Here is a 17,116-nt window from a genome sequence, read left to right as displayed (position 1 = left end):
CGGCCGCGGAGCGAGGCTGCGGCAGATGCTGCGTACCGGTTGGGGCCGGGTGGCGGTGATCAGCGGCGGCGTGCTGCTGGTGCTTATTCTGCTGCTGGCGGCCTTTCCGTTCGGCCTGTTCCGGTCGCAGATCGAGCGCAGCCTGTCGGACGAGATCGGCCGGCCGGTGACGATCGGCGCGATGGAGCGGGTCGATCTCATCTCCTTTTCGCCGCGCATCCGCTTTGCCGACGTGCGCGTGCCCCAGCCGGCCTGGGCGGAGGCGCGCGCGGGAGGCGATCTGGCACGCGTCGAGGAGGCCGAGGTGCAGATCCGCGCGATTCCGCTTCTCGTCGGCGATGTCCGTGTGGCGGCAGTAGAGCTGACCGGTGGCCGCTTCAACCTGTACCGCGCGGCTGACGGCCGGGAGAACTGGACGGGGCAGGGCGGCAACAACGAGTCGGACGGCGGCGGACCTGCGCTGGAGACTCTGCGGGTTGAGGATGCCGTGCTCTCCTACCGCGACGACAAGCAGCGGCGCTCGCTTTCCGGGCAGCTGATCGTCGACGCGCGCGGTCTGGCGCTGGCCGGGAGCGGGGATGTGCGGGGCAATCCGGTGACGGTGATGGCGCGCGGCGCGCCCATCACGGCGGCGACGGCGGCGGCTGCCTGGCCGTTCCGGGTGCAGATCGAGGGCGAGGCGGTGGGGATGACGCTGGCCGGACGGATGGACCGTCCGCTGGACGCAGGCCACCTGACCGCGCGCATGACCGCGCACGGGCGCGACCTGAAGCTTCTGGACGCGCTCATCGAGGCCGGCCTGCCAGGGACGCAGCCCGTCCGCCTGAGCGCCGACGTCCGCCGAACCTCGCCGGACTGGCGGATCGAGCGATTGTCGGGAACGATCGGCCGGTCCGACATCGCGGGGCAGGCGACCGTCACCAAGCGTGACGGGCGCACCCGCATCGAGGGCGCGCTGCGGTCGCGCCGCTTCGACTTCGACGACCTCGCAAACGACGAAGGCAAGCGTCGCGCGCTGGCCGAGGAAGCGCGCGCGGGTGAACGGATCATCCCCGGGACGAAGATCGATCTCGCCAAGCTCGACGATCTCGATGGCAGGGTCGAGCTGACCGTGGACAGGTTGTTGTGGCCCGGATCCACGCCGTTCCGGACGCTGGCCGTCGTGGCGGAGATGGACCGGAGCCGGCTGGTGCTGGCGCCGGTGCGGCTCGGCCTCACTCGCGGCGTGCTCGAAGGCCGGATGAGCGTCGATCAGCGCACCGGCCGGCCGGTGCTGTCGCTGGCGCTCGGTTTGCGCGGTGCACGGTTGCTCGACTTCTTCCCGGCCACGCAGATCGACGGGTCATTGCGCGGCCGCTTCGTGCTGACGGGGCCGGGCTCCACCATCCGGCAGGCGATCGGCCGGTCCACCGGGACCATCGCGCTGATGGCCGAAGACGGCGTCATCCCCGCTCGCACCGCGTCGCTGCTCGGTCAGGATGTCGGACGCGGGCTGACAACGGATGCGGACGCCCAGGCGCGGCTGCGGTGCATGGTCGCGCGCCTGTCGGTCCAGCGCGGCACTGCCCGCCCCGATCCAGTCGTCATCGACACATCGCGCGCGGTGACGCGGGCAAATGGCACCATCAATCTCGCGAACGAGCGGCTGTCGCTGTCATTGAGCGGAGCGCCCAAGCAGCGCAGCCTGCTCCGGCTGTCCGGCGATGTCCGTGTGGGCGGAACGATCAGCCAGCCCGACATCCAGGTGCCACCGGAAGCGCGCAGCGTGGGCGGCGTGCTCAAGATGCTTGGTGACGCGATCGCCGGGCGACAGGAGCCCCGCGCCGGCGACAGCGATTGCGCGGCGCTGATCCGCCGGGCGCTTCGTTGATCAGAGCGTGTAGCCGCCGTCGCTGAGCAGCACCGCGCCCGTCATCGTGGCGGCCGAATCCGACAGCAGAAACGCGATCTGTCCGGCGATCTCGTCCGCCGTGGCGTAGCGGCCGAGCGGCGTTGCGAAGCTGGCCATCCGGTCGAACGCGGCTTGCTCCCCATCGCGGCGGGCGATGTCGTCGAAGAACGGGATGCCGCGCCAGATGGGCGTCTGGACGCCGCCGGGCGCAATGGCATTGACCCGGATCCGCCGCGAGGCGCCCTCCTTGGCCGCGACACGCGTTAGCTGGAGCACGGCGGCCTTCGAGGCGGCGTAGGCGGCAATGCCGGGCTCGGCCTTCACGCCCGCGGCGGACCCGACCAGCACGATCGCCCCGCCGTCCCGGATCGTGCGCATGGCGTGACGCAGCGTGAGAAAGGCGCCATCGAGATTGACCGAGAGGATGCGACGCCATTCCGCAAAATCGAGGTCCGCGATCATGCCAGACCCGGATACGCCCGCGTTGATCACCGCGAGATCAATCGGCGGGTGATCGAACCGCGCCCAGAACGCCTCGTCCGTCACGTCGCCCACCAGGGAGCCGCCCCCGTCCGCCTTGTCTATGCGGATCGTCTCCGCCCCTTCCGCGCTCAATAGCTCGGCGATGGCGAGACCGATGCCCGAGGCGGCACCGGTGACGAGGGCGGTCTTGCCTTGGAAGCGCATCCCGCCAGCCTGACAGCCGGCGCCGGAGCGGGCAAGGTCAGGCCGCGGCGTCGCCGATGCCGAGCTCGCCGAGCTTGCGGTAGAGCGTGGACCGGCCGATCCCCAGCCGGCGCGCGACCTCCGTCATGCGGCCGCGATAATGGCCGATGGCGAGGCGGATCACGTCGGCCTCGATCGCGTCCAGCGGACGGACATGGCCGTCGGGCTCGAACAGGGTGACGCCGCCTGCACCGCCCGCAAGCGCCGCGGCGGCAGGCCGGCTGGCCGCCGCCAGATGGCGTGCGATCTGCGGAAAATCGTCGCGGGTCAGCGCGTCGCCGTCACACAGCACCGCGGCGCGGAACAGGGCGTTCTGCAACTGGCGGACGTTGCCCGGCCAATCGTAGGCATGGAGCAGCTGCAGGGCATCATCGGTGAGGCCCAGGCCGCGCATGCCCGGCTGAGCCGCGATCCGCGACAGCAGGTGGCGCGACAGCATCGGAATGTCGCCCTTGCGCTCACGCAGCGGCGGGATCGTCACCTGCACCACGTTCAGCCGGTAATAGAGATCCTCCCGAAAGCGCCCGGCCGCCACGTCGTCGGCAAGCGTGCGGTTGGTGGCCGCGATCACCCGCACGTCCAGGTCGCGACGCGCGCGGCCGCCGACCGGCTGGATTTCACCGGTTTCGATCGCGCGCAGCAGCTTTACCTGCGCGTCGCTGCTGAGCTCTCCCACCTCGTCGAGGAACAGCGTCCCGCCGTCTGCTTCATGGAAGCGGCCGGGCTTGCGGTCGAACGCGCCGGTAAAGGCGCCCCGTTCATGGCCGAACAGCTCGGATTCGATCAGGTTTTCCGGGATGGCGCCGCAATTGACGGTGACCAGCGCCTTCTTGGCACGCGGCGAGGCGGCGTGGATCGCCTGGGCGACCACTTCCTTGCCCGATCCGCTTTCGCCCTCGATCAGCACGCACACGCGTGCGCGCGCGGCCTTTGCGGCGATGGCGAGCGCGGCACGAAAGCGGGGGGCGGCGCCGACGATCTCGTCGAAGCCGAGCGGCGCGGCCATCTTTTCGGCCAGCGGGCGGAGCTCGCCCCCGCCGCCGCCATTCTCCGCGGCGAGATCAAGCGCGGCGAGCAGCCGGTGCGGCGCGATGGGCTTCACGAGATAGTCCGCGGCCCCGGCGCGCATGGCATCAACCGCGGTGGACACGCTGGCGGTCGCCGTCAGCATCAGTACCGGCAGGTGCGGGCGGCGGGCGCGGATCGCGCGGATGAGCTGCGCCGGGTCGGCATCCGGCGCCCAGTGGTCCATCAGCACCACGTCCAGCATGGTGCCATCCGGACTGCCGAGTTCCGCAAGCGCGGCCGGACCGTCCGACGCATAGAGCACCCGCCATCCGGCACGTCCCGCGATCGCGCCGATCAGACGGCGCTGCGCTGGTTCGTCATCGACCAGAAGAAGGATGCGCGATCCGTTGCGCGCCATGGAACCACCTCACCCCGCCGGCCCCATGTCGGGGCATTCACCGGGGCGATGTAGGCCGGCCAGGGTAAAGGGCGACTTAAGCGCGCCACCAAGGCTTGAGGCGACGGGCGGGTGTGGCTAAGACCTGGAACAAGGCGGCTGAACGGCCGGATGATCAGGGGTGTTGAAGGCATGGCCGCCAACGGCGAGATGAAGGCGCACGAGAAGACCTACGGAAGCTTCCTGTGGTGGCTGAAGTGGGGGTCCATCATCGTTGCGGTGATTACCGCAATCGTCATCCTGCTGATCTCCAACTGATCCGATGGCGGCGCGGATCGCGGTTCTGAACGAAACCGCGGCCGCTGAGCCACGCGTTTCGGCAACCCCGGAAACGGTCAAGAAGCTCGTGGCGCTCGGCGCCACGCTCGCGGTGGAGGCCGGGGCGGGCGCCGGGGCCGGCATCGCCGACGAGGATTACCGGGCTGCCGGCGCCACGGTGGGCGACCGCGCGGCGACCGTCGCTGGGGCCGACATCCTGCTGGCGGTCCGCCCGCCCGATCGCGACAGCATCCAGGGTGCGACGTCGGGCGCGGTGCTGATCGGCGCGCTCGAACCGGCCGGCGACCGAGGCCGGATCGACGGCTATGCCGCGGCCGGCATCGAGACGATGGCGATGGAGTGGATCCCGCGCATCACTCGCGCGCAATCCATGGACATGCTGTCCAGCCAGGCGAACCTCGCCGGGTACAAGGCGGTGCTGGATGCCGCTGCGCATTATGGCCGCGCCTTTCCGATGATGATGACGGCGGCCGGCACCATTCCGGCCGCGCGCGTGTTCGTGATGGGTGTTGGTGTGGCGGGGCTGCAGGCGATCGCCACGGCCCGGCGCCTGGGCGCGCAGGTCTCCGCCACCGACGTGCGCGCGGCGACGCGCGAGCAGATCCTGTCGCTGGGTGCCAAGCCGATCTTCGTCGAGGCCGTGAAGGGCATCGAGGGCGAGGGCACCGGTGGCTACGCCAGCGAGATGTCGGACGCGTACAAGCAGGCGCAGGCCGAGCTGGTATCCGCCCACATCGCACGCCAGGACATCGTGATCACCACCGCGCTGATCCCGGGTCGCCCGGCGCCGCGGCTGGTCTCCGACGCGCAGATCGCGACCATGCGGGCCGGCAGCGTACTGGTCGACCTCGCGGTGGAGGCCGGCGGCAATGTCGAGGGTGCGGTGGCGGGCGAGGTGGTGGAGCGGCACGGCGTCAAGATCGTCGGCTACCGCAACGTGCCCGGCAGGCTGGCGGCGGACGCATCCGCCCTTTACGCGCGCAACATCCTGAACCTGCTGACCGCATTCTGGGACAAGGACGCCGGTCGGCCCGCCTTTCCGGACGACGATGAGATCGTCGCGGGCATGCGGCTGACGCGCGGCGGGCAGGTGGTCAATGCAAGGCTGCTTCAGCAGTGATCATGGGGGTGGCTGCCATGGTCCTCGCCCAGGTCGCGCCCGCCCCGGTCATCGAGCCGACTGCACTCGACGGGCACCTGGACGGAAGCTGGCGTGCCCTGAACCAGGCGGGTTCCCATATCTGCAACGACGCGGGTTTGCGGCAGGCCCATGCGCCGCTCTGGGCGCGCTTTCAGGCGGTGATGGACCGCGCTGAAGATGTCCTCGGCCGCCGCCCGGAGACCGAAATCTACACGAACTCGTATGTCCGGCGAGCCAATCGACGGGTGTTCGACCGGGCGATCAACGATGCCAAACGGCACCTGCAAGCTGCCGAACGGCTGATGGGAGAAGGGGAGGGGAACTGATGGGGCTGTTCACGTCGACGGAGGTGGATGCGGCGAGCATCCAGAGCGATTTTGCCGGCATCCTGTTGCCTGACGAGCAGGTGCTGGTCGCGTTCAAGGCAATCCGCGACACGGTGTTCCTGACCAGCCACCGCTTCGTGCTGGTCGATGTCCAGGGGCTGACGGGCAGCAAGGTCAGCGTGCAGTCGGTGCCCTACCGATCCATCATCCGCTTCTCTGTGGAGACGGCAGGCACGTTCGATCTGGACAGCGACCTGTCGATCTGGGTGTCGGGCTCCGCGACGCCGCTGACGGTGAAGGTGTCCCGCGCGGCCGACCCGCAGCGGATCCAGCGGTTACTCGCGGAGCATGTCCTCGGATCCCGCAAGTGAGGCACTGGCTGATCGGCCTGGCGGCGCTGGTCGCGGCGCCGGCGGCGGCACAGCAGGATGTCCAGTCACTGGCCGGTCGCTGGACGGTGGACCTGCGCCCGTCGCCCAGCGCGCCTGCCTATACGCAGCCGATGGTGCTCAGCATCGGCGATGGCGGCGTGGTGACCGGTAGCTTCTATAACAGCGAGATCGAAGACGGGCTGGCGGCCCTCAGCAATGGCCGGACCTGCTTTGCCTTTCGCACAAGCGACGGCACCGCACCCTATCAGAGCTCCGGCTGCCTTGTGGGGGATCGGGTGGTCGGGCAGACCTGGTCGGAAGGCCGCCGCTTCCTTCTCGCCTGGACGGCGGACCGGGCGCGGTGAGCCGCATCGAAGTGGGCGCGCCCGATCCAGCCGCTGCCCGCAGCCTGACGCTGCGCCGCGCCGTTGAAGCCGTCTTCGCGTCCGAGGAGCCGCCGATCGCCGCCACGGAGGCACCCAAGCGGGTCATGGCGGTGGGCGCGCGGCGGCTGGTGATCGCCACCGTCGGATGGATGTCCGGGACCAGCGTCGAGGTTCATCTGCTCGACCGTGTCGACGGCATCAGCCTCAGCCGCGACGGCAAGGGGGTGTCGATGATCCAGCTGCACTACGGCGCGCGAACGGTGATGGTCATGCGCTATGGCGGCGGAGATCTGGGTGTGATCGCGGACGGGCTGAACCGAGCCCTGTCGATGAGGGAAGCGCGCTGATGGATTTCGTCTCGATCCTGTCGATCTTCGTGCTCGCCTGCTTTGTCGGCTACTATGTCGTCTGGTCGGTTACGCCGGCGCTGCACACGCCGTTGATGGCCGTCACCAACGCGATCTCCTCCGTCATCATCGTGGGCGCGCTGATCGCGGCTGCCGGTGCGGGTGTGCCCGGGGCGAAGTGGCTGGGTCTGCTCGGCGCCGTGTTCGCCAGCATCAACATTTTCGGTGGCTTCGCGGTCACCGCGCGAATGCTCGCGATGTACAAGAAAAAGGAGCGCTGAGGGTGGAGCGGAACCGGTCCCAGGCGCCGCAGCGCGGACGCGCCTTCATGAAGCTGTCGGCGGCGCTGGTGCTGATCGCGGTCATCGCGGCGTTCGGCTACATCGTCGGCCGCGACCTGGCGTTGCGCGACAATGCCCGGGACGCCGCCCTTTGGACGGAGGCGCGCTGACATGCACGAGGCCGCCGCCACCAGTCCCTGGGTCGCCTTCGCCTACCTCGTGTCGGGCGTGTTCTTCATCCTTGCGCTCCGGGGGTTGTCGAGCCCCGCGACGAGCCGGCGGGGCAACCGCTTCGGCATGGCGGGCATGGCGATCGCGGTGGTGACCACGCTTGTCACGCACGTTCCCCTCTCTCCCGGATCTGCGCTCGACGGCTACAGGCTGGGGCTGGACGGGGTCGCGCTGGTCGAGATCCTTGCGGCGATCGGCATCGGTGCGGCGATCGGGATCGTCACCGCGCGGCGGATCGCGATGACGGCGATGCCGCAGCTTGTTGCCGCGTTCCATTCGCTGGTCGGCATGGCGGCGGTCCTGGTGGCGGTTGCCGCCTTCCTCAATCCGACGGCGTTCGGCATCGCAGATGCGGCCGGATCGATCCTGCAGGTGAGCCGGATCGAGCTGATCCTCGGCCTTGCGATCGGCGCGATTACCTTCTCAGGATCGGTAATCGCGTTCCTGAAGCTCAATGGCTCGATGTCGGGCGCGCCCATCCTGCTGCCCGGCCGTCACCTCATCAACATCGCGCTTGCGCTGGCGATCGTTGTTTTCGCGGTCGGCTTCTGGAGCGGGGAACACGCCGTCGACTTCTGGCTGGTGCTGGGGCTCGCCTTCATCATCGGCTTCCTGCTGATCGTGCCGATCGGCGGGGCGGACATGCCTGTGATCGTGTCGATGCTGAACAGCTATTCGGGCTGGGCGGCAGCGGCCATGGGTTTCACGCTTGGCAACAGCGCGATGATCATCACGGGGGCGCTGGTCGGGTCGTCGGGCGCGATCCTCAGCTACATCATGTGCCGGGCGATGAACCGCAGCTTCCTGTCGGTGATCGTCGGCGGGTTCGGCGGCGGTGACGGGGCGGCCGGGGGCGCGGCGGCGATCGACCGGCCGTGGAAGCGCGGATCGGCGGAGGACGCCGCCTTCCTGATGGCGGAGGCGGAAAGCGTCATCATTGTGCCCGGATACGGCATGGCGGTGGCGCAGGCGCAGCATGCCCTGCGAGAGATGGCGGACCAGCTGAAGGCGAAGGGCGTGAAGGTCAGCTATGCCATTCATCCGGTGGCCGGGCGCATGCCGGGACACATGAACGTCCTGCTTGCCGAAGCCAACGTGCCCTATGACGAGGTCTTCGAGCTCGACGAGATCAATTCGGAATTCGGGCAGGCGGATGTGGCGTTCGTGATCGGCGCGAACGACGTCACCAACCCGGCTGCCAAGACCGACAAGAGTTCGCCGATCTACGGCATGCCCGTGCTTGACGTGGAGAAAGCGAAGACCGTGCTCTTCATCAAACGGTCGATGGGCGGCGTGGGTTATGCCGGCGTCGACAACGAACTCTTCTACCGCGACAACACCATGATGCTGCTGGCCGATGCCAAGAAGATGGTCGAGGAGATCAACCGTTCGATCGATTGAGCGTCAGGCTCTCTCCGTAACGGACTGATCTGAAGCAATTCCAACAAATCCCGCAGCTACCGTCGGCATCATGTTCGACGATCCTCCGACGCCGCCCCCAGACCCCTTGTCGCTGCACGATGCCATCGTGGAGGCGACCCACCTGATCGACATGGCCGTCTCCGCCGCGCTGGGGGTGGCCGGGTCGGACCACTTCCTGTGGCAGCTCCGCGCGATCGCCGTGGAGGCCGAGCAGCTGCGGTCCGGAATGCCCTGGTCGGACGGGGACGCTCGGTCGGCATGGTCCCACGACAATGGAGAGTTTCGGGGCTGACATCGGTCCGAACCGGCGGCACAAACACAGGTGAAACAAACAAGGGGATCCAGGTGCAGGAGCCGATCTACGATCCGGCCATGGAGCAGTTGCTGCTGGCCATCGGCAGTGGCGCCGGGATGGCGACCCAGGCCGAGATTGCAGGCCGACTGTCGATGCGGGTCAGTACCCTCCCATTGTCGGCAGAGACGGTGCAGCGCCTTGCCTATGCGCCCGCGCCCGATTGCGTATCGCTGGTTGTGCAGCCGGACGACGACGAGTATCTTGATGAGGTGCTGCGCGAGATCGACGTGCTGGTGCGCGAGCATCAGACCGGTGGCGTGATCAGCTTTCCCCGTTCGATGATCGACAGGGTCACGGGAGCCATGACCTCACCGGCCGCCATCCTGCTGTGCGAACCGTCGAGTGCGGAGCAGGCAAGCGCGATCGCGCTCAGCAGCAGCCGATCGAGCGGCGGGTTCAACGACATGGTGGCGGAGGGCGAGGCCGAGCGGCTGCAGCGCCTGACGGAAGAGGTCGGCCGCATCGCCCGGGCCCTGGCGGAACTGTCCCGCACCGGTGGGACGGAGCGGGTGGGCGGCGCCGTTCCGGTCAAGCCGGCGATGATCGGCGACGATCGCGTGGATGCCGCGACCATCCGCACCGCCATTCGGCTGCGCCGCCTCCGCGAGCAGTTTTTCGATTCGTCGCTGTTTGCCGATCCGGCCTGGGACATGCTGCTGGACCTGATGGCGGCACGGGTGGAGGGTCGGCAGGTCGCCGTCTCCAGCCTCTGTATCGCCGCTGCGGTCCCGCCCACCACCGCGTTGCGGTGGATCGGCACGATGACGGAGGCCGGGCTGCTGATCCGCCGGTCCGACCCGGTTGATCGTCGCCGCATCTTCATGGTGCTGTCCAACGAGGCGGCAGCCGGTGTCGCGGGCTACTTCGAAGCCGCCCGACGGATCGGCGGGAGCATGCAGGCGGCTTGACGAAACCGCCATCCCGCCCGATGAGCCCGCCTGGAGCGGGCGCTTAGCTCAGTTGGTAGAGCGCTTCCTTTACACGGAAGATGTCGGCGGTTCGAGCCCGTCAGCGCCCACCAACAGCCGCCCTCATAGCGCCCGAACCAAGGTTGTCGCTTGCGCGACCCAGGCCGGCCGGTCGACCACCTGCTGGCGCGCGCCTGCCCCGGGCGGAAGCAGCTGCAGCCGCGTTCCTTCCACCCCGATCAGCCGTCCGAACAGAAACCGCCCGACCGGCCGCGGCACCAGCACGTCGCGATTGAGCGCGCGCGAGATCGACGCGCCCTCGATCGGATTGCACCAGATCATGTCTCCGGCACGGTAGTCCCCAACACTTGCCTCCACGGCAATGCCGACCGCACCATCGGGCGGCACCGGCAGGGGCGCGGTCGCCGTTCGCGTCAACGCGCGCGCTCCATCGGGGCCAAGCCGGGCGGCGACCGGCACCATCGGGCGTTCGGGCAGGGTCACAAGGTCACCTGCGGTCACGCCCAGCGCCGCGGCGATCCGGTTGAGCCAGCCGACCGACACGGTTCGCGTGCCCATCTCCAATCGTCCGATCGTCTGCGCGGTGGTGGGAGGCGAGCATGCCGCGGCGACCTGCTCCAGCGTCAAGCCTCGCGCCTTGCGGATCTCTCGAATGGCGGTGATCAAAGGCTGCCTCCTAACCAGTCAGGTTCAGACGCTTTCCTACAACCATGACGATGTGGCAAGCCTTCGACGCAGATCGGAGATAGCAGATGGAACGGCGACGGCGAGATGGTGCGCGTGACCTGGCGGAGAGGCCGGTTTCTCCGGTTGAAGGGACGGCCTCGGCAGGAAACGGTACCCGCACGCCGTCAGCGACGCGCAGCGTCACCGTTCATCTCGGCGAGTCCCCGATCGCGTGGCTACGATCGCGCGACATGATCTCCGCGCGGCAGCACGACGCCGGTGATCAGTTGCGTCGTGACTGGGAACGTTCGGAACTCGGGCCGCGTGTCACCATGCGCTGGGATCCGACGCCGGCGGGCGGCACCACCGGGCGCGGCGCACCGGACCCGGTGATGGGCTCCGCATCGGCGAAGGCGCGGTTCGATGCAGCGCTGACGGCGGCGGGGCCGGGGCTTTCGGACGTGTTGTGGCGGGTGGTCTGCGCAGGCGACGGGTTGACGGCGGCGGAGCGGGCGCTCGGCTGGCCGGCTCGGGCGGGAAAGCTCGTGCTCGGCATGGCGCTTGACCGGCTGGCAGATCATTACCGGCTGCCGTGACGCGCCGCGCAGGGCTGTCGGCTTTCAGGCGAGCAGGTCCTGCTGGTCCGGGTGCCTGTCGAGATAGTCGCGCACGAAGCTGCACCGCGGTTCGACGGTCAGGCCCCGCGACCGGGCGTCAGCGAGCGCGCCGGCGATCAGGCGGGAGCCGACGCCGCGCCCGCTGATCGCATCCGGTACCACCGTGTGCGTGAAGATGATGCGCTCGCCTTCCGTTTCGTAAGCGGCGATGGCGGTATGGCTCTCGACATCCAGCTCGTACCGACGCTCGGCTGTGTTGTTGGTGACCGTCACCGCATGCTCCTTTCTGTGTCCTATCCGAACAACGCCGTTGCCCGCGCGCGGATGCAGCGGCGTCTGCCGGTCGAACGGTTGCGCCGACCTCTTCAAGGGCTAGAGCGGACGAAAGGCTTGGGAGACTGGACATGAAGACGCGTGCTGCGGTGGCGTTCGCGGCGAAGACGCCGCTGGAGGTGGTCGAACTCGACCTGGAGGGCCCGAAGGCGGGCGAGGTACTTGTCGAGATCATGGCCACCGGCATCTGCCATACGGATGCCTACACGTTGGACGGGCTCGATTCGGAGGGCATCTTCCCCTCGATCCTGGGTCACGAGGGCGCGGGCATCGTGCGGGAGGTCGGTGCTGGTGTCACCAGCGTGGCGCCGGGCGACCATGTCATTCCGCTCTACACCCCGGAATGTCGCCAGTGTAAGTCGTGCCTCAGCGGCAAGACCAACCTGTGCACGGCGATCCGCGCCACACAGGGCAAGGGCCTGATGCCGGACGGCTCGACCCGCTTCTCCTACAAGGGGCAGCCGATCTTCCACTATATGGGCTGCTCCACCTTCTCCAACTTCACCGTGCTGCCAGAGATCGCGGTGGCGAAGATCCGCGAAGACGCGCCGTTCAAGACCAGCTGCTACATCGGATGTGGCGTCACCACCGGCGTCGGCGCGGTGGTGAACACCGCGCGGGTGGAGCCGGGCGCCAACGTCATCGTGTTCGGCCTCGGCGGCATCGGCCTGAACGTCATTCAGGGCGCAAAGCTGGTCGGCGCCAACATGATCGTCGGCGTCGACATCAACCCGGATCGGGAGGAGTGGGGCCGGCGGTTCGGCATGACCCATTTCGTCAACCCGCGCGAGGTCTCGGGCGATCTCGTGCAGCACCTCGTCGCACTGACCGATGGCGGTGCCGACTATACCTTCGACTGCACCGGCAACACCGACGTCATGCGCCAGGCGCTGGAGGCGTGCCACCGTGGATGGGGCACCAGCATCGTGATCGGCGTGGCCGAGGCAGGCAAGGAGATCGCCACGCGCCCGTTCCAGCTCGTCACCGGCCGCAACTGGCGCGGCACCGCATTCGGTGGGGCAAAGGGGCGCACGGACGTGCCGAAGATCGTCGATTGGTATATGAACGGCAAGATCGAGATCGATCCGATGATCACGCACGTCCTGTCGTTGGATGAGATCAACAAGGGGTTCGACCTGATGCATGCGGGGACAAGCATCCGCAGCGTCGTGGTCTACTGACCTTTTGGGGGGAGGGAGCAGATGTTCAGCCATGTGATGCTCGGCACGGACGACATGCCGGCAAGCCGGGCCTTCTACGACGCTGTCATGCCGGTGCTTGGCGTCTCGCCGGGGCGCGAGGATGCCAAGGGCCGCGTCGTCTACATGGGCGGCGGCACCATGTTCATGCTGTCGCGGCCGATCAACGGCGAGCCTGCGTGCCATGCGAACGGCGGCACCGTGGGCTTCCGGTGCACCAGCGAGGCGCAGCTGCGCGAATGGCACGCCGCCGGCCTCGCGCATGGCGGGACCGCGATCGAGGACCCGCCCGGTGAGCGGCAGACGCCGTTCGGACCGCTCGTGCTCGCCTATCTCCGCGATCCCGCCGGCAACAAGCTCTGCGCCGCATATCGGCCGGCGTGACGACGGAGGGCGCCTGGATCCTGACGCTGACCTGCGCCGACCGGGTCGGCGTGGTCGCGGGCGTCACCGGCCTTTTGGCGCGCCATGACGGCTTTATCCTCGACAGCCAGCAATATGCAGATCTGGAGACCGGGCGCTTCTTCATGCGCGTGGTGTTCGCACGCGGCGGCCCCCGCTTTCCGGACGATGCCGATCGGCTGCGGCTGGTGCTGAGCGGGGTGGCGGCCGAATATGACCTCGGCTGGTCGCTGACGCGCAGCGACGCGCGGCTGCGCATCGTGGTGGCGGTCTCGAAGGGATCGCACTGCCTGAACGATCTGCTCCATCGGCAGCAATCGGGTGCGCTGTCTGCAGAGATCGTGGCGGTCGTGTCGAATCACGACCGGCTCCGCAGCCTCACGGAATGGCACGGACTGCCCTATCACCTCCTGCCGGCCGACAAGGCAGCGCAGGAAGCCGAGATCGGGCGCGTCATGCACGATGCCGCTGCCGACCATCTGGTGCTGGCGCGGTACATGCAGGTCCTGTCGGCCGGCTTTGCCGATCGCCTGGCCGGGCGCTGCCTCAACATCCACCACAGCTTCCTGCCCGGCTTCAAGGGAGCGCGCCCATATCACCGCGCGCATGAGCGGGGCGTCAAGCTGATCGGCGCCACCGCCCACTTCGTCACCGGCGACCTGGACGAAGGGCCGATCATCGAACAGGCGGTCGAACGCGTGGATCACCGCGCGTCTGTCGACGACCTGATCCGCATCGGCCGCGACATCGAGGCGCTGGTGCTCGCCCGGGCGGTCAATGCGCTTGGCGAACGACGTGTCTTCCTCAACGGTAACCGGACGGTGGTTTTTCAATGATGGAGGTGGTTTCCGAGGCGCGGGCGCATGGCGGGACGCAAGGAGTCTACTGCCACCGGTCTGTCGCGACCGGTACCGACATGACCTTCTCCGTGTTCGTGCCGCCGCACCGGGAGGGCATGCGCCTTCCGGTCATATGGTATCTGTCGGGGCTGACCTGCACCCATGCCAACGTGACGGACAAGGGCGAGTACCGGCGCGTCTGTGCGGAACTCGGCCTGATCTTCGTCGCGCCGGACACCAGCCCGCGCGGCGAGAACGTGGCCGACGACGATGCCTGGGATTTCGGCCAGGGTGCCGGCTTCTACGTCGATGCGACGCAGGCGCCGTGGGCACCGCATTTTTCGATGTGGTCCTATGTTGCGGACGAGCTGCCGGCGCTGGTTGCGGCCAACTTCCCCGTCGACATGGATGCGCAGGGGATCACCGGTCATTCGATGGGCGGACACGGGGCGCTCACGCTGTCGCTGCGGCATCCGGGCCGGTTCCGCTCCACCTCCGCCTTCGCGCCGATTGTGGCGCCGTCCCAGGTGCCTTGGGGGGAAAAGGCATTGGGCGGCTATCTGGGCGCGGACCGCGCCGCGTGGCGCGGGCATGATTCGGTTTCGCTGATCGAAGATGGGGCGCGGGTGCCCGGGCTGCTGGTCGATCAGGGCGATGCCGACAGCTTCCTCGATCGTGAGCTGCGACCCCACCTGCTGGCCGCGGCGTGCCGCGCGGCCGGCATCCCGCTCGAGCTGAGGATGCAGCCGGGTTATGACCACAGCTATCTCTTCGTCTCCTCCTTCATGGAGGATCACCTGCGCTGGCATGCGGCGCGGCTGTTGGCGGGTCGCTCGACAGGCGAGGCGGTCGCGGCATAGGCTGGCGCCATGACGCCATTCTTCTTTTCGCTCCTGCTCCTTCAGCCGGCACCGGTCCTTGCTCCGCCGGAGCCGCCCTGCACGATCGCGGAGGAGCGGCTGCCCGACCATCTTTCCGGGTGGCGCGATGCGGGGGGTGCGCCGGTCACGACGCTGACGCCGGGGCGGGCGGGGCGCGTGGCGCTGGAGCCGATCGAGCGGGTCGGCTTCGCTGCGGCGCCGGAGCGCGCGCCGGCGGCCGGCAGCCGGGGTGCCGCGATCCCCGTCACCGTCGAGCGGGCGGGCCGGTACCTGCTGGCATTATCCGGACCGGCGTGGATCGACCTTGTGGTCGGGACGAGGCGCATCGCGTCTTCGGCGCATGGCCATGGTCCGCGCTGTTCGGGCATCCGGAAGCTGGTGACGTTCGACCTGCCGGCCGGGCGTCATCTGGTGCAGCTGAGCGGGTCGGAGGAGCGGGAGGTGACGGTCATGTTGACGCCCGCAGCGCCGCGTTCCGAAAGGACACAGCGTTAACCATCTCTGCAGGTGGCCATAATCGTAAACAAAACGTTTACGTCGTTGCCATGATAAAGCGTCGCCTCGTGCTCACCAATGAAGCAGCCCGCCATCCCTTTCGCCAGCGCATGGCGCCGCCCCCGCGCGTCGCCGTGCGGACGGACGGGGACGATGACGTGAGGCTGTTCCTGTTGAGCTTCGCTGCCTTCTTTACCGCGATCTACGGCTTCGTCGCCTGACCGAGCGGGAGCGGGCAGGCCGCCACCGCCGCGTTGAGGCGGGTGGCGAGCCATGCCGACACGAGGCACATGGCGGCGGTCAGCAGCAGCTGGTCGGCGGCACCGACCCCTGCCAGGCTGATTCCAAAGGCGAGCAGCGACCCCACCACCATCGCGCCTGAGTTGACGATGTTGTTGGCGGCCACCGTGCGCGCGGTCTGATCCTTTTCCACGGTGGTGGTGAGAAAGGCGTAGAGCGGCACCACGAACATTCCGCCGGCGATGGACACGCCCAAAAGGCTGATCGTGATCAGCAGCGCGCCCGGATGCCCCATGAAGTCGCGCCAGCCGTAGAGCGATCCGTCGGTCGTGCCCTCCCACCCGCGCGCGACGAACGACAGCATCAGGATGAACCCGCCCATCGCGAGCACGGACACCGGGCTCCAGCGCGCCGAGACCTCCCCCTTCAGGAGCCGGTTGACGATCACGGACCCGATCGCGACGCCCACCGAGAAGATGCCGAGGAACAGGCTCGCGACCCGTTCGTCGGCGGTCAGCACGTTCTTCACGAGCGGCGGAAACTGGATGATCAGCACCGCACCGATGGCCCAGAAGAAGCTGATCGACAGGATCGCCAGGAACAGCCGGCGCACATGCATCGTCGCCGACACCAGACGGATCGATGAGCGGACGACATGGAAATCGAGCGGGGGAAGGTCGCCGAGCGGCGGGGCCGGCGGCACCTGTCGTGCGGTCAGCCAGCCGAGCGCGGCGACGCCGAGCACCATGGCCGCCGCCAGCCGCGCGTCGCCCGACACCAGCCCGGCGACGATCGTCCCGGCGAGGATCGCAAGATAGGTCCCGGCTTCCACCAGGCCGGTGCCGCCCAGCACCTCGCCGGGTTCCAGATGCTGCGGCAGGATCGCGTATTTGATGGGGCCGAAGAAGGTCGAGTGGATGCCCATGGCGAGCGTCGCGGCCAGCATCACCGGCACGTTGGCGAGCAGCAGCCCGGCCGCGCCCACCAGCATGATGAAGATTTCCGCCGTCTTCACCAGCCGGATGATCCGCGCCTTGTCGCGGGTGTCGGCAAGCTGCCCCGACAGGGCGGACAAGAGGAAGAAGGGCAGGATGAACAGCCCGGTGGCGACGGCGTTGAACTGAACCTCTCGCCCCACGTCGTTGTAGACGTGGAAGGTGACGAACAGCACCATCACCGTCTTGTAGAGATTGTCGTTGAAGGCGCCGAGCAGCTGCGTGACGAACAGCGGCAGGAAGCGACGGTGGCCGAGCAGGCCGAGAGACGTTTGCACTTGGGAGGACGGCTCCGCCGC

24 protein-coding genes and 1 tRNA gene are annotated in these 17,116 nt (G+C 68.4%); 20 read left to right on the top strand and 5 right to left on the bottom strand.

The window, feature by feature from the left end; all coding sequences use genetic code 11:
* Nucleotides 1–25 precede the first annotated feature (25 nt).
* Complete coding sequence (locus tag GGR88_RS07865) at nt 26–1,870, top strand: AsmA family protein (protein ID WP_167953981.1); 1,845 nt, start codon at nt 26–28, stop codon at nt 1,868–1,870.
* Here GGR88_RS07865 and GGR88_RS07860 read toward each other — a convergent pair whose 3' ends face one another.
* Nucleotides 1,871–2,578 (bottom strand): SDR family NAD(P)-dependent oxidoreductase, encoded by a 708-nt coding sequence (locus GGR88_RS07860; RefSeq protein ID WP_167953980.1) that lies wholly within the window; start codon nt 2,576–2,578, stop codon nt 1,871–1,873. It abuts the gene before it with no gap.
* A 37-nt stretch (nt 2,579–2,615) separates the two neighbouring features.
* Complete coding sequence (locus GGR88_RS07855) at nt 2,616–4,043, bottom strand: sigma-54-dependent transcriptional regulator (protein WP_167953979.1); 1,428 nt, start codon at nt 4,041–4,043, stop codon at nt 2,616–2,618.
* Between the two features lie 150 nt (nt 4,044–4,193).
* Between GGR88_RS07855 and GGR88_RS07850 the strand changes: the two genes are divergently transcribed.
* From GGR88_RS07850 to GGR88_RS07795, 12 genes are all read left to right on the top strand, one after another.
* The gene (locus tag GGR88_RS07850; RefSeq protein ID WP_167953978.1) at nt 4,194–4,340 is read left to right on the top strand and encodes an aa3-type cytochrome c oxidase subunit IV; all 147 of its coding nucleotides are present in this window, start codon (nt 4,194–4,196) and stop codon (nt 4,338–4,340) included.
* Nucleotides 4,341–4,344: 4 nt separating this feature from the next.
* Nucleotides 4,345–5,481: a Re/Si-specific NAD(P)(+) transhydrogenase subunit alpha gene (locus GGR88_RS07845; protein ID WP_167953977.1), complete on the top strand. Its 1,137-nt coding sequence runs from the start codon at nt 4,345–4,347 to the stop codon at nt 5,479–5,481.
* A 2-nt stretch (nt 5,482–5,483) separates the two neighbouring features.
* Complete coding sequence (locus GGR88_RS07840) at nt 5,484–5,828, top strand: hypothetical protein (RefSeq protein WP_167953976.1); 345 nt, start codon at nt 5,484–5,486, stop codon at nt 5,826–5,828.
* A complete protein-coding gene (locus GGR88_RS07835) occupies nt 5,828–6,199 on the top strand; it encodes a PH domain-containing protein (protein ID WP_167953975.1) in 372 nt (123 codons plus the stop codon). The genes GGR88_RS07840 and GGR88_RS07835 overlap by 1 nt, the downstream gene beginning before the upstream one ends.
* Nucleotides 6,196–6,564, top strand: a complete 369-nt coding sequence (locus GGR88_RS07830; RefSeq protein WP_167953974.1) for a hypothetical protein — start codon at nt 6,196–6,198, stop codon at nt 6,562–6,564. The genes GGR88_RS07835 and GGR88_RS07830 overlap by 4 nt, the downstream gene beginning before the upstream one ends.
* Nucleotides 6,561–6,932: a hypothetical protein gene (locus GGR88_RS07825; protein ID WP_167953973.1), complete on the top strand. Its 372-nt coding sequence runs from the start codon at nt 6,561–6,563 to the stop codon at nt 6,930–6,932. The genes GGR88_RS07830 and GGR88_RS07825 overlap by 4 nt, the downstream gene beginning before the upstream one ends.
* Nucleotides 6,932–7,213 (top strand): NAD(P) transhydrogenase subunit alpha part 2, encoded by a 282-nt coding sequence (locus tag GGR88_RS07820; protein ID WP_167953972.1) that lies wholly within the window; start codon nt 6,932–6,934, stop codon nt 7,211–7,213. The genes GGR88_RS07825 and GGR88_RS07820 overlap by 1 nt, the downstream gene beginning before the upstream one ends.
* Before the next feature lie 2 nt (nt 7,214–7,215).
* A complete protein-coding gene (locus tag GGR88_RS07815) occupies nt 7,216–7,383 on the top strand; it encodes a hypothetical protein (protein WP_167953971.1) in 168 nt (55 codons plus the stop codon).
* A 1-nt stretch (nt 7,384) separates the two neighbouring features.
* Nucleotides 7,385–8,845, top strand: coding sequence for an NAD(P)(+) transhydrogenase (Re/Si-specific) subunit beta (locus GGR88_RS07810; RefSeq protein ID WP_167953970.1), 1,461 nt, complete (start codon nt 7,385–7,387; stop codon nt 8,843–8,845).
* A 70-nt stretch (nt 8,846–8,915) separates the two neighbouring features.
* Nucleotides 8,916–9,158 carry a hypothetical protein gene (locus tag GGR88_RS07805; RefSeq protein ID WP_167953969.1) on the top strand — a complete coding sequence of 81 codons (243 nt, stop codon included), beginning with the start codon at nt 8,916–8,918 and terminating at the stop codon, nt 9,156–9,158.
* A 53-nt stretch (nt 9,159–9,211) separates the two neighbouring features.
* Nucleotides 9,212–10,129 (top strand): hypothetical protein, encoded by a 918-nt coding sequence (locus tag GGR88_RS07800; RefSeq protein ID WP_167953968.1) that lies wholly within the window; start codon nt 9,212–9,214, stop codon nt 10,127–10,129.
* A 37-nt stretch (nt 10,130–10,166) separates the two neighbouring features.
* Nucleotides 10,167–10,242 (top strand) — tRNA-Val (locus tag GGR88_RS07795).
* Nucleotides 10,243–10,252: 10 nt separating this feature from the next.
* Here GGR88_RS07795 and GGR88_RS07790 read toward each other — a convergent pair.
* On the bottom strand, nt 10,253–10,816 hold the full coding sequence (locus GGR88_RS07790; protein WP_167953967.1) for a helix-turn-helix domain-containing protein: 564 nt from the start codon (nt 10,814–10,816) through the stop codon (nt 10,253–10,255).
* 86 nt (nt 10,817–10,902) lie between these two features.
* Here GGR88_RS07790 and GGR88_RS07785 point away from each other — a divergent pair, with 86 nt between their 5' ends.
* Entirely contained in the window at nt 10,903–11,412 is a 510-nt protein-coding gene (locus GGR88_RS07785) for a DUF6456 domain-containing protein (protein ID WP_167953966.1), read from the top strand.
* A 24-nt stretch (nt 11,413–11,436) separates the two neighbouring features.
* Here the strand turns inward: GGR88_RS07785 and GGR88_RS07780 are convergent, their stop codons facing one another.
* Nucleotides 11,437–11,706 (bottom strand): N-acetyltransferase, encoded by a 270-nt coding sequence (locus GGR88_RS07780; protein ID WP_167953965.1) that lies wholly within the window; start codon nt 11,704–11,706, stop codon nt 11,437–11,439.
* Between the two features lie 131 nt (nt 11,707–11,837).
* Here GGR88_RS07780 and GGR88_RS07775 point away from each other — a divergent pair, with 131 nt between their 5' ends.
* Genes GGR88_RS07775 through GGR88_RS07750 form a run of 6 tightly spaced genes read left to right on the top strand, consistent with a single transcriptional unit; the run spans nt 11,838 to nt 15,803 of the window.
* On the top strand, nt 11,838–12,947 hold the full coding sequence (locus GGR88_RS07775; RefSeq protein WP_167953964.1) for an S-(hydroxymethyl)glutathione dehydrogenase/class III alcohol dehydrogenase: 1,110 nt from the start codon (nt 11,838–11,840) through the stop codon (nt 12,945–12,947).
* A 21-nt stretch (nt 12,948–12,968) separates the two neighbouring features.
* Nucleotides 12,969–13,349, top strand: a complete 381-nt coding sequence (locus tag GGR88_RS07770) for a VOC family protein (protein WP_167953963.1) — start codon at nt 12,969–12,971, stop codon at nt 13,347–13,349.
* Complete coding sequence (gene purU, locus GGR88_RS07765) at nt 13,346–14,203, top strand: formyltetrahydrofolate deformylase (RefSeq protein WP_342449747.1); 858 nt, start codon at nt 13,346–13,348, stop codon at nt 14,201–14,203. Before GGR88_RS07770 ends, purU begins: the two co-directional genes overlap by 4 nt.
* Nucleotides 14,203–15,066: an S-formylglutathione hydrolase gene (gene fghA / locus GGR88_RS07760; protein WP_167954436.1), complete on the top strand. Its 864-nt coding sequence runs from the start codon at nt 14,203–14,205 to the stop codon at nt 15,064–15,066. The genes purU and fghA overlap by 1 nt, the downstream gene beginning before the upstream one ends.
* Before the next feature lie 9 nt (nt 15,067–15,075).
* Nucleotides 15,076–15,582 (top strand): hypothetical protein, encoded by a 507-nt coding sequence (locus tag GGR88_RS07755; RefSeq protein WP_167953962.1) that lies wholly within the window; start codon nt 15,076–15,078, stop codon nt 15,580–15,582.
* 50 nt (nt 15,583–15,632) lie between these two features.
* A complete protein-coding gene (locus GGR88_RS07750; protein ID WP_167953961.1) occupies nt 15,633–15,803 on the top strand; it encodes a hypothetical protein in 171 nt (56 codons plus the stop codon).
* Here GGR88_RS07750 and GGR88_RS07745 read toward each other — a convergent pair.
* A complete protein-coding gene (locus GGR88_RS07745) occupies nt 15,785–17,095 on the bottom strand; it encodes an MFS transporter (RefSeq protein WP_167953960.1) in 1,311 nt (436 codons plus the stop codon). The genes GGR88_RS07750 and GGR88_RS07745 overlap by 19 nt on opposite strands.
* Nucleotides 17,096–17,116 lie beyond the last annotated feature (21 nt).

Origin of the sequence: Sphingomonas jejuensis (assembly GCF_011927695.1) — a bacterium.
Classification (GTDB): domain Bacteria; phylum Pseudomonadota; class Alphaproteobacteria; order Sphingomonadales; family Sphingomonadaceae; genus Sphingomonas_K; species Sphingomonas_K jejuensis.
The sequence above is the reverse complement of the archived record's forward strand: the minus strand, read 5'-3'. Positions and strand labels throughout refer to the sequence as shown.